This is a genomic window from Paraburkholderia fungorum (assembly GCF_900099835.1).
GTDB lineage: Bacteria > Pseudomonadota > Gammaproteobacteria > Burkholderiales > Burkholderiaceae > Paraburkholderia > Paraburkholderia fungorum_A.
The window spans coordinates 2,353,023-2,367,223 of record NZ_FNKP01000001.1; the positions used below are offsets into that span (position 1 = coordinate 2,353,023).

Genomic DNA, 14,201 nt, shown 5'->3' on the forward strand with positions numbered 1-14,201 from the left:
TTTCATGCTGCTAAAAAGAGCGGGCTGCTCAATGCCCGCTTTCTTCCAGATCCGGATCGAAGCGAAATGTCAGGCGAGATTCGGATAGCCCGACAACGTCAATTTGAACCCATGCGCGTTCGCGACGAGGTGCCCGTCCGCGCCCACGGGCAAGGTCAGCATGTTATGGATATGCCCGAATTGCAGCCCTGTGACGACCGGAATGCCGATCAACGCCCTCACCTGCTCGACCATCGCGTGCAAGTCATAGCCGTTGTCGTAATCGTACGTTTTGCCGCCGGAAAAATCGCCAAGAACGAGCGCCTGCTGCTGCGCGAGAATGCCTGACAGATGCAACTGATAAATCATCCGCTCGATGCGGAACGGTTGCTCGTTGACGTCTTCGACAAACAGGATGCCGCCCTGCACCGGCGGCATATACGGCGTACCGATCAGCGACGTCAGCACCGCCAGATTGCCGCCCCACAGCATGCCCGACACGTCGACGGATTGTGCCTGCGGCGTGTTGCCGGTCACGGTCATGCCCGGCTTCGTCAACGCCGACCAGAAATGCTGCATGGTGAATTCGCTGACGTCCTCCGCGCCGAAATCGCTCATCAGCATCGGCCCACCGAACGTTTTCACGCCAGAACGCGCCAGCAACGCGAGCTGGATCGCGGTGAAGTCGCTGTGTCCGACCAGCGCGACCGGCTGATCGGCCAGGCGCCGCTGCAGCCCCTCATAGTCAAGGCCATGCAGAATACGCACGGCGCCGTAACCACCGCGGACGGCCAGCACCACATCGGGCAACTGCCGCGACGGATCGGCGAGCCGGTTCAGATCGGCCGCGCGCTCGCCGTCAGTGCCCGCGAAACGCTGATACCGACGCTTTGCCGCCTCCTCGCCGCCGACGCGGTGCCCCTGCGCGTGCAGACGATGCAAAGCGCGATGCAGCACATCAGGATCATGCGGATACCCGGACGGCGCGATCAATTCGATGGTGCGATGAACGGTCATTGGCAAGACCTGTTGGATGTTGTCGTTTTACGGCGGGTTCAAAGCCGCTCTACAGCGCTTCGGCCGACGGAAGATTGTCGGCCGCTTCAGCGGCACGCGCCGCCGCGCGCGCTTCACGACTTGCGCGTCGACGCTCCGCAAAAAACGATTTGAGCGCCGCGCCACATTCGGCTTCGAGCACTCCGCCGCTCACCGTGGTGTGATGATTCAGTTGCGGATTTGCAAATGCGTCGACGACGCTGCCGCATGCCCCCGTTTTCGGATCGCGAGCGCCAAACACGACGCGAGCGATTCGCGCGTGCATGATCGCGCCCGCACACATCAGGCAGGGCTCGAGCGTCACATAGAGTTCGCAGCCTGGCAGCCGGTAGTTTTCGACGGCCCGCGCGGCCGCACGCAACGCAATCATCTCTGCATGCGCCGACGGATCGTGCGCCCCGATCGGATGATTGAAACCTTTGGCGATGACTTCGTCACCACGAACGAGCACCGCGCCGACCGGCACTTCGCCCGCTGCGCGTGCCTCTTCGGCGGCGGCCTGAGCAAGTGCCATAAACCGGCGATCACGTTCGGACACGGCAAGAGACTCTGAGGGATCGGTAGATATTGTCGATCCACTGACCTCTCGCACAGCAGGCGGGCACGAATCGTTCACCGACGTTTTAGAGAGTTCTGCGCCGGCCTCATTGGGTGAAACAGACATATTCAATGCTTCGCCCCCTTCGACAGACATCGAACCAGACAGCACTGAGCAGCTAGCCGATTCATTCACCGCGAAACCACGTCTGCCGTGTCGAGTTTGCCAACCCGCTCCGACTGCCGCTCAGCGATGCGTCGGCAGTATTCGCGCGGCAAAACCAGCGGACCGCCGCGCAACGATTCGAGCGCCATATCGAGCGCCAGCATGCGAGCCCGGATGCGGCAAAGCGTGGCGCTGCCGCTGTCGGCATTCAACTCCGTTTGCAGATCACGCAACGCGCGTAACTGCTCAACCGCGGGCGGCAGGAAGCCCGCATTCTTCAAAATCCGGTTAGCGATACGCACCTCTTCCGGGACCAGTGCATCATCGTCCTGGGGTCGCAGCGCGGCCGTACCCGGCACGTCTTCGAACTCGCCGCGCGCGGCTGCGGCGGCAATACGCTGTTCGACAAGCGCATCAAGCAATTTCATCTGAAATCCACTACGTTGCGGCCCAAGCATTCTATCAGGGAGCGCCTAGCCGCTCCGCGTGTCTGACAGACAAAACACACCGGTTTTCAGATACTGCGTATTTGTGATACGCATAGACGTAAATTAGAGTTGAAACTGTGCTCCTGCGCCGTTTTTGTACAACGAACTCGCGATAAATCTTCCATTAACCGGCACGACAAGCGTCCTGCTTTTTGTTCTTCGAGGCCACTTACCTGATGCAATCCAGAATGATTGATTCACCATCCTGCACCACTTCAGCCGCACCTGACTCGAACAGCCTCTCGCAGTTCGCCGCGCGCCGCCCGCATACTGTGTCCATAGGCAAGCTCATACTCGGGAAACGCTTGCGCACAACTTTAGCGACCATCGCCATGATGATGACGCTGTCAGGCTGCGGCGTATTCTGCGGCGGCGCGGGTGGAAGCGGTGGTGGCTTCGCTGGCGGCTGCGGAACCGGCGTACGGTTTTAATGCACACGCTTCAGCTTTGCACGGCTTAGTGGCGCGGAAGTAGTTGCACAACCACTTTCTCCCGCCCCTTTGCAACTGACGCAGTCGTTACGACACGCCGCCCACCAGAGACCACCGCGCCAATGCAACATGTCGGGTACGTCCTAACAAACTATGTATCAAGGCAAACTCCCGCACATTCCAGCACGCGGGCTCAACGGGACGTTTGTCCGCCGGCGGTATGCCATAAGCCAGCGTAACGTGCGGCTCATAACTCTTGCTGGCAATCGGATGCCCCCAGAAGTCGACGCTGTTTAACGCATGCTCTAGCGCGTCATGCAGCGCATGAAGGCCAACGACGCCCTCGCCTCCAGTCAACACCATGGGCCCCGGACGCGGCCTCTTTCCAAAATTCGCAACCGCGTCGAATTCGACGGCAAATGGCGCCATGCCGATCGACTCCGCTGCACGCTTTGCCGCGTCGACTTTCTCTTGCGGCAACCCTCCCGCAAAATTTCCCAGATGAGTCAGCGTTGCGTGCAAACGTCCAGCTGCTAGCGGCTTGCTGCGGACGCGCGCCTCCCCGCAAAGCTGGTGCGCGAGCTTCGCAATGCCGGCCGCTGTTCTTGTGTCGGGGAAAACGGCGAAAAACAGGCCATCTGTTGGCGTTGGCGGCGCCTCTAGCCCAGGCAACCAGAATTGTTCAGGCATGTCGCTCCCGACATGGAAAAGCCCGCATCTGCATGTAAATGAACCCCCGGTTTGTCGCGGGCGCGGCCGCGCCCCGATCGTTTCAGCCACTTCAGAAACCGCTTGCACCTTTGCTCTGCCCACGTACAATACTGTACATCCATACAGTATTGGCGGCAACATGGAATTGCTCAAAAAGCTCGAAGTATTGGCGGACGCGGCGAAGTACGACGCGTCGTGTGCCAGCAGTGGCGCTCCCAAGCGCGGCTCTCGAGGCACAGAAGGGCTCGGCGCAAGCACGGGTGCGGGCATTTGCCATAGCTTCACGCCCGATGGGCGCTGCGTGTCCCTCCTGAAAATACTGCTAACCAATTTTTGTCTTTACGATTGTCAATACTGCGTCAATCGGCGCTCGAGCAACGTGCCCCGCGCGCGCTTCACGCCGGAGGAAGTGGTCGATCTCACACTAGATTTCTATCGGCGCAATTACATCGACGGCCTGTTTCTGAGTTCCGGAATCATTCAGTCATCGAACTACACGATGGAGCAGCTTGTACGCGTTGCGCAGTCGCTGCGTGAGGAGCACCAGTTTCGCGGCTACCTTCATCTGAAAACGATTCCCGACGCCGACCCGCAACTGATCGCCCTGGCGGGGCGTTACGCCGATCGTTTGAGCGTGAATATCGAGTTACCGACTGACAGCAGTCTTGCTCGCCTCGCCCCGGAAAAGGACGTGCGCACCATCAAGCTGGCAATGGGTTCGATCCGTCTCGCGCAGGAAGAAGCGCAGAGCGACGCGAAGGCGCCAAAGTTCACTCCGGCGGGCCAAAGCACGCAAATGATCGTCGGCGCAGATCAAACCAGCGACAGCACGATCCTGCAAACAGCCGAAACGCTCTATGGCGCTTATAAGCTGAAGCGCGTGTATTACTCGGGATTCAGCCCGATTCCCGACAGCCCTTCTGCGTTGCCCGCGCAGGCGCCGCCGCTGTTGCGTGAACATCGGCTGTATCAGGCCGACTTTCTGATCCGCGGCTACGGTTTCAGCGTCGAGGAACTGTTTGAAAAGCCGGGCAATCTTTCGCTTGAGATAGATCCCAAGCTCGCGTGGGCGCTGGCGCATCGCGAGGCGTTTCCGGTTGATCTCAATCGCGCACCGATGCGAATGATCGCGCGCGTGCCGGGCATCGGCATGCGCAACGCGAAGCGGCTGGTCGAATTGCGGCGAACGCGTCGTGTGCGCTATGACGACCTCGTTCGGCTGCGTTGTCCGCTGGAGAAAATCAAACCGTTTGTCGTCACGCAAGACTACCGCGCGGCCAGTCATGACGCGTCGTCGGCTCATTTGCGCCGTGTGCTGGCGCCGCCGCCGGTACAACTGGCGCTGTTGTAAAGCATCGCAATGCGTTCCATCGTTATTGACGACGATTTCACCGCGTGGCGAGCCGCGTCACTCAAAGCGTTAGCCGAAGGCCTCGCGCCGGAATCGATTGAATGGCGCGTCGAACAACCGCCAGAGTTACGGCAAGGTCAAACATTGTTCGACTATGGGGAATCGTCGGAAAACGACATGATCACGCCCGCAACAGTGGCCGTGCATGTATCAAAAGAACTGGGCGCGCTGATTCACGACTGCGCACTTCACTGCGAGCCACAGCGTTGGGCTTTTTTATACAAAGTACTGTGGCGCTGGCAGCAAGGAGATCGCTCGGTAGCGTCGCCGGCTGACGAAGACGGCGCGCAGCTTTATCGCATGGCCAAAAGCGTGCGACGCGCCAAGCACGACATGATTGCGTACGTCCGGTTTCGCCAGCAGGCGCAATCGTCACGGCCACCCGAGTACATCGCGTGGTACGAACCGGAGCACGACGTCCTTGCGTGGGCGGCCGAGCATTTCGCCCAGCGCATGGGGCGCTCGTCGTGGATGATCACGACGCCACGAGGCGCGGCGTTCTGGGACGGTCAGCAGTTGCATCTCGAACGCCGTCACGCGTTGCCCGGCGAACATCGCGTCGACACCGAGGACGAAGCCGAAGCGCTTTGGCTCGCCTATTACCGCAGCACGTTCAACCCGGCCCGCCTCAACGAGACCGCGCTCGAACAGCACATGCCGGTACGTTTCTGGAAAGGCTTACCGGAAGGCCACCTGATCCCCGCCATGATCAGCGAAGCGAAAAGCGGCGCGCGCCGTTTAGCGCAAGCAAGCGGCGTCGGTGAGCTCGGTGGCAAGTCGATTCCGGTTGAGGCTGAAGTCGCTCAACCAGTTCGCGAAAGCCCATCATCGCTTGATGCGTGCCGACGTTGCGACCTGTGGCGCAACGCGACGCAAGCGGTCGGCAGTTCAGGGCCGGGCGAAGCGCGAATCATGCTGATTGGCGAGCAGCCTGGAGATCAGGAAGACCTGAGCGGTCAACCGTTTGTCGGGCCCGCAGGGCAGTTACTGGACATGGCGATAAAGCGCGCGGGATTGTCGCGCGAGCGTCTTTATCTGACGAACGCTGTAAAACATTTCAAATGGGAATTGCGCGGCAAGCGACGGCTTCACAAGACACCGGGGCAGCGTGAGGTCGAAGCGTGTTCTTACTGGCTTGAGCGGGAATTGGAGACGGTGCGGCCAACTGTAATCGTAACGTTGGGAGCAACAGCACTTAACGCCTTGTTGCGAGAGAAAGCCAGCTTACGGGATTACATCGACAAACCGTTCGAAATGGCAGGCAGCGTGGGCATTGCGACCTATCATCCTTCGTTCGCGCTGAGACAGCCGAACGACGCTGCCCGCGACAAGATACTCGACGAGATCAGCAACGCGCTTGAGCGGGCCCGTGAATTGGCGGAATCCGCATTACCTGAAATACCCAACCCAACTTCGAAAAAATTGCGGCAATAAAAAAGGGCGCCGCAGCGCCCTCTTCCATGCCATTAAACCGGCAAGCTTATTCCCACTCGATTGTCGCCGGCGGCTTACCCGAGATGTCGTAAACAACCCGGTTAATCCCGCGCACTTCATTGATGATCCGGTTCGACACATGCCCCAACAACTCATGCGGCAGGTGCGCCCAATGTGCGGTCATGAAGTCCAGCGTCTGCACGGCGCGCAGTGCGACAACGTACTCGTAAGTGCGGCCATCGCCCATCACGCCAACGCTCTTCACCGGCAGGAACACCGCAAACGCCTGGCTCGTCAGGTCGTACCACGACTTGCCCGTTTCCTTGTCGATAAACGTACGCAGCGTCTCGATGAAAATCGCGTCCGCGCGACGCAGCAGATCCGCGAAATCGCGCTTCACTTCGCCGAGAATACGCACGCCCAGACCCGGGCCCGGGAACGGATGGCGGTACACCATCGACGGCGGCAAACCGAGCTTTACGCCGAGTTCGCGCACTTCGTCCTTGAACAGTTCGCGCAGCGGTTCGAGCAGCTTCAGATTCAGCGTCTCAGGCAAGCCGCCCACGTTGTGGTGGCTCTTGATGGTCTGCGCGCCCTTCTTGCCCTTACCGGCCGATTCGATCACGTCCGGGTAGATCGTGCCTTGAGCCAGCCACTTCGCGTCGGTCAGCTTGCCGGCTTCGGTCTGGAACACTTCGACGAATTCCGCGCCGATGATCTTGCGCTTCGCTTCCGGATCGGTCACGCCGGCCAGCTTGCTCAGGAACGCTTCGCTCGCGTCGACGTGAATCACCTTCACGCCGAGGTTGTCGGCGAACAACGCCATCACCTGCTCGGCTTCGTTCAGGCGCAACAGGCCGTGGTCGACGAACACGCAGGTCAGCTGATCGCCAATCGCGCGATGCAGCAGCGCTGCCGCCACCGACGAATCCACGCCACCGGACAGCCCCAGGATTACGTGCTCGTTACCGACCTGCTCGCGAATTTTCGCGACTGCTTCGTCGATATAGTTGCCCATTTCCCAGTCGGGCTGCGCGCCGCAGATCTTCAGCACGAAACGCTCGAGCATCGCGCGGCCCTGCACGGTGTGCGTAACTTCCGGGTGCCACTGCAGACCGTAGAAATGGCGCTTTTCGTCGGCCATCGCCGCGATCGGGCACGATTCCGTCGATGCCATCAACGCAAAGCCCGGCGGCATTTCCAGCACCTTGTCGCCGTGGCTCATCCACACCTTCAGCATGCCGTGACCTTCCGGCGTGGTGAAGTCGCTAATGCCGTCGAGCAGGCTCGTATGGTTGCGCGCGCGCACTTCGGCATAACCGAATTCGCGCAGATGGCCGTTGTCGACCTTGCCGCCGAGCTGCTCGGCCATCGCCTGCATGCCGTAGCAGATGCCGAGCACCGGCACGCCGAGTTCGAACACCGCTTGCGGCACGCGCGGCGTATCCGTTTCGGTGACCGAGCTCGGGCCGCCGGAGAGGATCACGCCCTTCGGCGCGAAATCGCGAATGAACGACGCATCGACGTCGTACGGATGAATTTCCGAATACACGTTGGCTTCGCGAACGCGACGTGCAATCAGTTGGGTGACTTGCGAACCGAAGTCGAGGATCAGGATCTTGTCATGCATGGCAGCGGACGGAGTCAAAAGTGAGCGGATACGGAATGCCGCGCACCGAAGCGCGCGGCCTTGAATTCAAAACGGTCCACGTGGGGACAATCGGACATGAAACGTAACGATGAAGCCTGCTGATGCGTTCGACGCCGCAGCCACCTGCCTGCGGCATGCTCGAACGGAATCCGTTAGCTTCAGCGGATGGCGTGGCGCTCGGCGCGTCAGCCATGAAGCGGTGGCCGGGGTGCGCCGGAAGCGTCGGCGGTTGCGTCACGCGTTTCGTTGCGCGCAACCGCTGCTGCCCGTGCAGCACGTTCAGACTCGGTGAGGCTGGCTTTATCGACAGGATGAAGTGGCGTGGCCGACGCAGCACCTACAGGCCGCGTAACCGGAATCACAGGTTCGACCACCGGCTCGGCGTGATACACCGGAAAACCCGCGGTGACGCGTGCCGGTTCGCGCGCAGCGTCGCGCTCCAACTCGCGCCGCCTGGCGGCATCCTTTTCGGCCTGGATTTCGGCGTCTTTAGCAGCCTGGCTGGCGGCCAGTTTCTCAGCCCGCTTTTCAGCGCGATTGGAAGAGCCTTTAACCACAATGCCCTTCTCACGCCGCCTTACCGCGCCCGACAGGCGCACGCCGCCGAGACCGACCACCACCAGCACCACACCCGCCAGCACCGCCACGACCTGCCCAAAACCGGTCAGCGAAGGTGTACGCAGACCGAGCAGCCAAACCAGCATCAGCACGCCGGTCAGCCAGTTCACATGGCCGACGGCCTTGGCAACCGCCGAAGTTAGCGCTCCATCGAACGACGCGTGCAACGCCAGCCACGCGAGTCCGATCAGCGCCACGCCAAACCCCTGGCCGACCAGAGCCGGCTCGGTTTGCACCAACTGCAGCGCGTTGTACAACGAAGTCCAGGGCGTCAGCAGAAACAGCAGACCGAACGCAAGCAACAACAAGGCATCGACGATAAGTACAAAACGCAGCAGTGGCTTCATTGGCGTTTAGTCCACGTGGTAGTTGGGGGCTTCCTTCGTGATTTGCACATCATGCACATGCGACTCGCGCAGGCCCGCGCCGGTGATCTGCACGAACTCGGCCTTGTCGTTCATTTCGTCGATCGTGCGGCAACCGCAGTAGCCCATGCTCGCGCGCACGCCGCCGATCAGCTGGAACAGGATGGCGTTGACCGAGCCCTTGTAGGCGACACGGCCTTCGATACCTTCCGGCACCAGCTTGTCGATATTCGCGGAGTTGTCCTGGAAGTAACGGTCTGCTGCGCCGTCCTTCATCGCGCCGACCGAACCCATGCCGCGATACGACTTGTACTGACGGCCCTGATACAGGAACACGTCGCCCGGCGCTTCTTCGGTGCCGGCGAGCATGCTGCCCATCATCACAGCGTTCGCGCCGGCTGCCAGCGCCTTGCTGACGTCACCCGAGAAACGCACGCCGCCGTCGGCGATGACCGGCACACCCGTGCCCTTCAGCGCTTCGGACACGTTCGAGATTGCGGTGACCTGCGGAACGCCGACACCCGCGACGATACGCGTCGTGCAGATCGAACCCGGGCCGATACCGACCTTCACGCCGTCCGCGCCGTACTCGACGAGCGCCTTCGCAGCCGCTGCGGTGGCGATGTTGCCGCCGATCACTTCGACGTGCGGGAAGTTCTGTTTGACCCACCTGACGCGCTCGAGCACGCCCTTGCTGTGACCGTGCGCAGTATCGACGACGATCACGTCGACGCCCGCCTGCACCAGCAGTTCGACGCGCTCTTCGTTGTCCGCGCCGACGCCGACCGCCGCGCCTGCGCGCAGCTTGCCGTGTTCGTCTTTACACGCGTCCGGGTGTTCGGTTTGCTTGGTGATGTCCTTGACGGTCATCAGGCCCCGCAGTTCGAATGCGTCGTTGATGACCAGCACGCGCTCGAGGCGGTGGCTGTGCATCAGCGCTTTCGCTTCGGCGAGCGGCGTGCCTTCCTTGACCGTGACGAGGCGCTCGCGCGGCGTCATGATGGTGCGGACCGGCTCATCCAGGCGCTCTTCAAAACGCAGGTCGCGATTCGTGACGATGCCGATCAGTTGCGCGCCTTCGACAACCGGAAAGCCCGAAATGCCATGCTGCTGCGACAACGCGATAACGTCGCGCACTTTCATTTGCGGCGGGACGGTGATCGGATCACGCACGACGCCAGACTCGAATCGCTTGACCTTGGCAACTTCACGCGCCTGTTCGGCCGGCGTGAGGTTTTTGTGGATGATGCCCACGCCACCCATCTGCGCCATTGCGATAGCAAGGCGGGCTTCGGTGACGGTGTCCATGGCGGCGGACACGAGCGGCATATTCAGGGAGATGTTGCGGGTCAGCCGGGTCTTGAGGCTGGTGTCGCGCGGCAAAACATCGGAGAAAGCCGGGACGAGGAGCACGTCATCGAACGTGAGTGCTGTTTGGATCAGACGCATGGCAAATCCTATAGGCGCAAAAGCGAATTATACGCGATACCTCCCCGGTTTTCACTGCACTAACAGCAGCTTAGCGAATTTCGGGTGATTTTTTTCATGACTTTGGGCCCGTCGATTTCGCTTATCGGTTCGGCTCGGGTTCGATCGGGTTTCGTTTGCGCGTTCGGGCGCAAATAAGCGTCGGCGGGGAAAAACCGGATAAAACACGCATGACGGTCGCATGATTTCCGCTCAAATGCAGAATCGAACAAGACGCGGGACCGGCCAACCCGCTATTCTGCCGACCATTCTCAAGTTTTCCAGCAGGAGCAGTCGATGCAGCGCGGTGTGGCATATGGAGTAATGGCCGGAGCCTTATGGGGCATGGTTTTTCTGGTGCCGCGCGTGCTGCCCGACTTTTCGCCGCTGCTTCTGAGCGCGGGCCGCTACACGATGTACGGAATCGTGTCGCTGGCCGCCGCGCTGCCGATGGCGCGCTCGCTCGTCAAACGCCTGACCCGCGAGGATCTCGGCGCGCTGGTGAAGCTGGCGCTGGCCGGCAACCTCATCTATTACCTTTTGCTGACGGCGGCCGTCCATCTGATCGGCATTGCGCCGGCCTCGCTGATCGTCGGCGTACTGCCGGTCACGGTGACCCTGCTCGGACGGCGCGATCACGGCGCGGTGCCGCTGGCCCGGCTCGCGTGGCCGCTGACGGTGGTCATGGCGGGTATCGTCTGCATCAACGTCGACGTATTTACGGTGGCGGATAGCTCACCCGTCAGCGTCGCCACGAAGCTGCTGGGCATTGCGTGCGCAGTCGGCGCGCTGGGCTGCTGGACGTGGTTCGCGGTCGAAAACGCCCGATATCTGCAGCGTCAGACGCATTTCAGCGGCAACGAGTGGTCGGTGCTGTGGGGTGTGGTGACCGGCGCCCTCGGCGCGGCGCTGTGGCTGGTGGTCGCAGCGTTGCCGTCGGGTGGTCCGCAAGGCGAACTGGCGGATGCTCGCTGGCAAACTTTCTGGATGCTGAATCTCGGCCTCGCGATTGGCGCGTCGTGGCTCGGCAATGGACTGTGGAATGCCGCATCGAAACGGCTTCCGCTGACACTTTCCGGACAGATGATCGTGTTCGAGACGCTGTTTGCGCTGCTTTACGCGTTCATTTATGACCAGCGCTTGCCGCGCCCGCTGGAACTGGCGGCGATCCTGTTGCTGGTAGCAGGAGTGTGCTGGTCGGTGCGCCAGCATGCGGACGACGACTCGTCGGGGGCCACACGGATCAAGGAGAAAGCGCAGGTTTCAGCGCCTTGATTGAAAGTTCGGCGTTCGGACCGCTCGCGCGCAGCCTGCGACGATTTGCGGCGGTTCGCGCAAGCCGTGCTCCCTTTCAGCCCTGAAGTTGCGCAACTCCGCCTACCGCTACTCCCGATTCTGCCAGCGACGCCCTTCGATCGACCCTGCCTTGCGGGCCTTCTGCACACGACGCTGACGCGACAGCTTCGGATCCACCAGCAGAGGCCGGTAAATCTCGACGCGATCGTGATCGGCCAGCACTGTATCGAGCGGCTTCAGCTTGCCAAACACACCCACCTTCTGCGCCTCCAGATTGATAGCCGGATAACGCTGCAAGATGCCGCTTGCGTCGAGCGCCTGCTGCAATGTCGCGCCCTCGGGCAAATCCACGGCGATCAGCGTTTGCGCGTCGGCCGCCGCGTAACAGACTTCAATCGACAGACGCGTGCTCATGCCTTACCGTAGCGCTGATCAGCGCGCTTCACGAATGATTCGACAAAACTATTGGCGATGTGATTGAACACCGGCCCGATGATTTTCTCGAGAATGATGTTGGTGAATTCGTAATGCAGCGCGAACTCGATCTTGCAAGCATCCGCGCGCAGCGGCGTGAAGCGCCAGAAACCGGTGAACTTGCGAAACGGGCCATCGGCGAATTCCATGTCGATGCGCGTGGGCCGCTCCATGCTGTTACGCGTGGCGAAGTGCTGCTTGATGCCCTTGAAGTTGATATCGATCTTCGCCTCCATGCCGGTTTCGTCCTGGCGGCGAATTTCGACGCCTCCGCACCAGGGCAGGAAGTTGGGGTAATCGGCGACGTCGGTGACGAGGTCGAACATCTGTTCCGCCGAATGGCGGATCAACACGGTTTTCTGGACATCTGCCATAAATTGAACAGCGCGCGGCAAGGGTGGACAAGCGGGTTAAAAAGCGCTGCGGGCTTTCCTTGCCCCGCTTTGCTAAAATCGTGATTTTAAACGAGTTGGGCACTTTCCATTCATGAGCATCATCGACAACAGAAAAGCCTTCTACGACTACTCGGTCGAAGAACGCTATGAAGCAGGACTCGTGCTCGAAGGATGGGAGGTCAAGGCGCTGCGCGCCGGGCGCGGCCAGATCAAGGAAGGTTATGTTGTGATCAAAAACAACGAACTGTTTCTGATCGGCACGCACATCAGCCCGCTGCCCGAAGCCTCGACCCACATCAATCCCGACCCGGTCCGTACGCGCAAGCTGCTGCTGCACGCCGAACAGATCAGCAAACTGATCGGCAAGGTCGAGCAGCGCGGTTATACGCTCGTGCCGCTGAATTTTCATTACAAGGGCGGCCGCGTCAAATGCGAAATTGGCCTCGCCAAGGGTAAGAAACTGCACGACAAGCGCGAGAGCGAGAAGAAGCGCGATTGGGAGCGGGAGAAGGCGCAGTTGATGCGCTCGCGGGGCTGATCTGGGCGGGATGCGGGTGATCGTGGCCGCTGAACTGTGCAGCTTCGAACCAGGCGAAGATTGGTCATTACTCCCCGCCACTCCGCCGCGTTACGCATCGTCCCCACATCGCGCCAACGCCACAGCCTTACTAGCGCTCAGATGCAAAAATGGCCCGCACTCACTGCAGGCCATTTTTTTGGCTGACAAACTCGCGCACTCACTTCGTGTCGGGCACGCCCTTGCCTTTGCTCACGATGGTCAGAGCCGACGCGATCATCGAACTCATATCCGACATATCGCCAGGCACGATCAGCGTGGTGCCCTGCTTCGCCAGGTTGCCGAACGCGTTCACATATTGTTCGGCCACCTTGAGATTCACCGCCTCCATTCCGCCATTCGACTGGATGGCTGCCGCAATTTTCTGAATCGCCTGCGAATTGGCCTCAGCCACCGCCAGAATCGCCGACGCCTGCCCCTGCGCCTGATTGATCGCCGCCTGGCGCTCGCCTTCGGACTTCTGGATCGCCGCTTCCCGTCCACCGGACGCAATATTGATCTGCTCCTGCTTGCGCCCCTCCGACGCCGCGATCAGCGCGCGCTTTTCACGCTCGGCGGTAATCTGCGCCTGCATCGCGTGCAGGATTTCCTTGGGTGGCGTCAAGTCCTTGATTTCATAGCGCAGCACCTTCACGCCCCAGTTCGCGGCGGCTTCATCGAGCGATGAAACGATGCTGTGATTGATGAAATCGCGCTCTTCGAAAGTCTTGTCGAGTTCGAGCTTGCCGATGACGGAACGCAATGTGGTCTGCGATAACTGCGTGATCGCGAACACGAAGTTGCTCGATCCATACGACGCCTTCATCGGATCGGTGACCTGAAAATACAGCACACCGTCTACCTGCAACTGCGTGTTGTCACGCGTGATACAGACCTGACTCGGCACTTCGAGCGGAATTTCTTTAAGAATGTGCTTGTACGCGATCCGGTCGACAAACGGAAACGCGAAGCTCAGGCCAGGGGTCAGCGTGCTGTGATAGCGGCCCAGCCGTTCGAGCACCCACGCGTGTTGCTGCGGCACGATCTTGATGGTCTGTGATGCCAGCACGATCACGATGACGAGAAGCACCACCCCGACGATGGTCGAATCCATAACTGCCCTCCGCTCTTTGGTTCGAATAGTTACGCGTGTATTGCCCGGGCGT

At 60.7% G+C, this 14,201-nt stretch carries 14 protein-coding genes; 4 read left to right on the forward strand and 10 right to left on the reverse strand.

Going from position 1 to position 14,201, the window contains the following annotated elements:
- Positions 1-69: 69 nt before the first annotated feature.
- The 4 genes from ldcA to BLS41_RS10325 all read right to left on the reverse strand — a co-directional run bounded on the left by ldcA (position 70) and on the right by BLS41_RS10325 (position 3,347).
- A complete protein-coding gene (gene ldcA / locus BLS41_RS10310; RefSeq protein WP_074764215.1) occupies positions 70-996 on the reverse strand; it encodes a muramoyltetrapeptide carboxypeptidase in 927 nt (308 codons plus the stop codon).
- Positions 997-1,045: 49 nt separating this feature from the next.
- Positions 1,046-1,729, reverse strand: coding sequence for a tRNA adenosine(34) deaminase TadA (tadA, locus tag BLS41_RS10315; RefSeq protein WP_436971976.1), 684 nt, complete (start codon positions 1,727-1,729; stop codon positions 1,046-1,048).
- A 35-nt stretch (positions 1,730-1,764) separates the two neighbouring features.
- Positions 1,765-2,166 carry a DnaJ family domain-containing protein gene (locus BLS41_RS10320; RefSeq protein ID WP_074764217.1) on the reverse strand — a complete coding sequence of 134 codons (402 nt, stop codon included), beginning with the start codon at positions 2,164-2,166 and terminating at the stop codon, positions 1,765-1,767.
- A gap of 578 nt (positions 2,167-2,744) precedes the next feature.
- Positions 2,745-3,347, reverse strand: coding sequence for a 2'-5' RNA ligase family protein (locus tag BLS41_RS10325; protein ID WP_074764218.1), 603 nt, complete (start codon positions 3,345-3,347; stop codon positions 2,745-2,747).
- Positions 3,348-3,507: 160 nt separating this feature from the next.
- On the opposite strand from BLS41_RS10325, the gene BLS41_RS10330 reads away from it, so the two are divergent.
- A complete protein-coding gene (locus tag BLS41_RS10330; protein ID WP_074764219.1) occupies positions 3,508-4,719 on the forward strand; it encodes a putative DNA modification/repair radical SAM protein in 1,212 nt (403 codons plus the stop codon).
- A gap of 9 nt (positions 4,720-4,728) precedes the next feature.
- Entirely contained in the window at positions 4,729-6,213 is a 1,485-nt protein-coding gene (locus BLS41_RS10335; RefSeq protein WP_074764220.1) for a UdgX family uracil-DNA binding protein, read from the forward strand.
- A gap of 46 nt (positions 6,214-6,259) precedes the next feature.
- Here BLS41_RS10335 and guaA read toward each other — a convergent pair whose 3' ends face one another.
- The 3 genes from guaA to guaB form a co-directional block, all read right to left on the reverse strand.
- On the reverse strand, positions 6,260-7,843 hold the full coding sequence (gene guaA / locus BLS41_RS10340; RefSeq protein WP_074764221.1) for a glutamine-hydrolyzing GMP synthase: 1,584 nt from the start codon (positions 7,841-7,843) through the stop codon (positions 6,260-6,262).
- A 206-nt stretch (positions 7,844-8,049) separates the two neighbouring features.
- A complete protein-coding gene (locus tag BLS41_RS10345) occupies positions 8,050-8,829 on the reverse strand; it encodes a hypothetical protein (protein WP_074764222.1) in 780 nt (259 codons plus the stop codon).
- A 6-nt stretch (positions 8,830-8,835) separates the two neighbouring features.
- On the reverse strand, positions 8,836-10,296 hold the full coding sequence (gene guaB / locus BLS41_RS10350; protein ID WP_074764223.1) for an IMP dehydrogenase: 1,461 nt from the start codon (positions 10,294-10,296) through the stop codon (positions 8,836-8,838).
- Positions 10,297-10,611: 315 nt separating this feature from the next.
- On the opposite strand from guaB, the gene BLS41_RS10355 reads away from it, so the two are divergent.
- Positions 10,612-11,589 carry a DMT family transporter gene (locus BLS41_RS10355; protein ID WP_074764224.1) on the forward strand — a complete coding sequence of 326 codons (978 nt, stop codon included), beginning with the start codon at positions 10,612-10,614 and terminating at the stop codon, positions 11,587-11,589.
- A 108-nt stretch (positions 11,590-11,697) separates the two neighbouring features.
- On the opposite strand, the gene BLS41_RS10360 is transcribed toward BLS41_RS10355, so the two are convergent.
- Positions 11,698-12,024 carry an RnfH family protein gene (locus tag BLS41_RS10360; RefSeq protein WP_074764225.1) on the reverse strand — a complete coding sequence of 109 codons (327 nt, stop codon included), beginning with the start codon at positions 12,022-12,024 and terminating at the stop codon, positions 11,698-11,700.
- Positions 12,021-12,458, reverse strand: coding sequence for a type II toxin-antitoxin system RatA family toxin (locus BLS41_RS10365; protein ID WP_074764226.1), 438 nt, complete (start codon positions 12,456-12,458; stop codon positions 12,021-12,023). The genes BLS41_RS10360 and BLS41_RS10365 overlap by 4 nt, the downstream gene beginning before the upstream one ends.
- A gap of 112 nt (positions 12,459-12,570) precedes the next feature.
- Between BLS41_RS10365 and smpB the strand changes: the two genes are divergently transcribed.
- The gene (gene smpB, locus BLS41_RS10370; RefSeq protein ID WP_074764227.1) at positions 12,571-13,017 is read left to right on the forward strand and encodes an SsrA-binding protein SmpB; all 447 of its coding nucleotides are present in this window, start codon (positions 12,571-12,573) and stop codon (positions 13,015-13,017) included.
- Positions 13,018-13,216: 199 nt separating this feature from the next.
- Here smpB and BLS41_RS10375 read toward each other — a convergent pair whose 3' ends face one another.
- Complete coding sequence (locus BLS41_RS10375) at positions 13,217-14,149, reverse strand: SPFH domain-containing protein (RefSeq protein ID WP_074764228.1); 933 nt, start codon at positions 14,147-14,149, stop codon at positions 13,217-13,219.
- Between the last annotated feature and the right edge of the window lie 52 nt (positions 14,150-14,201).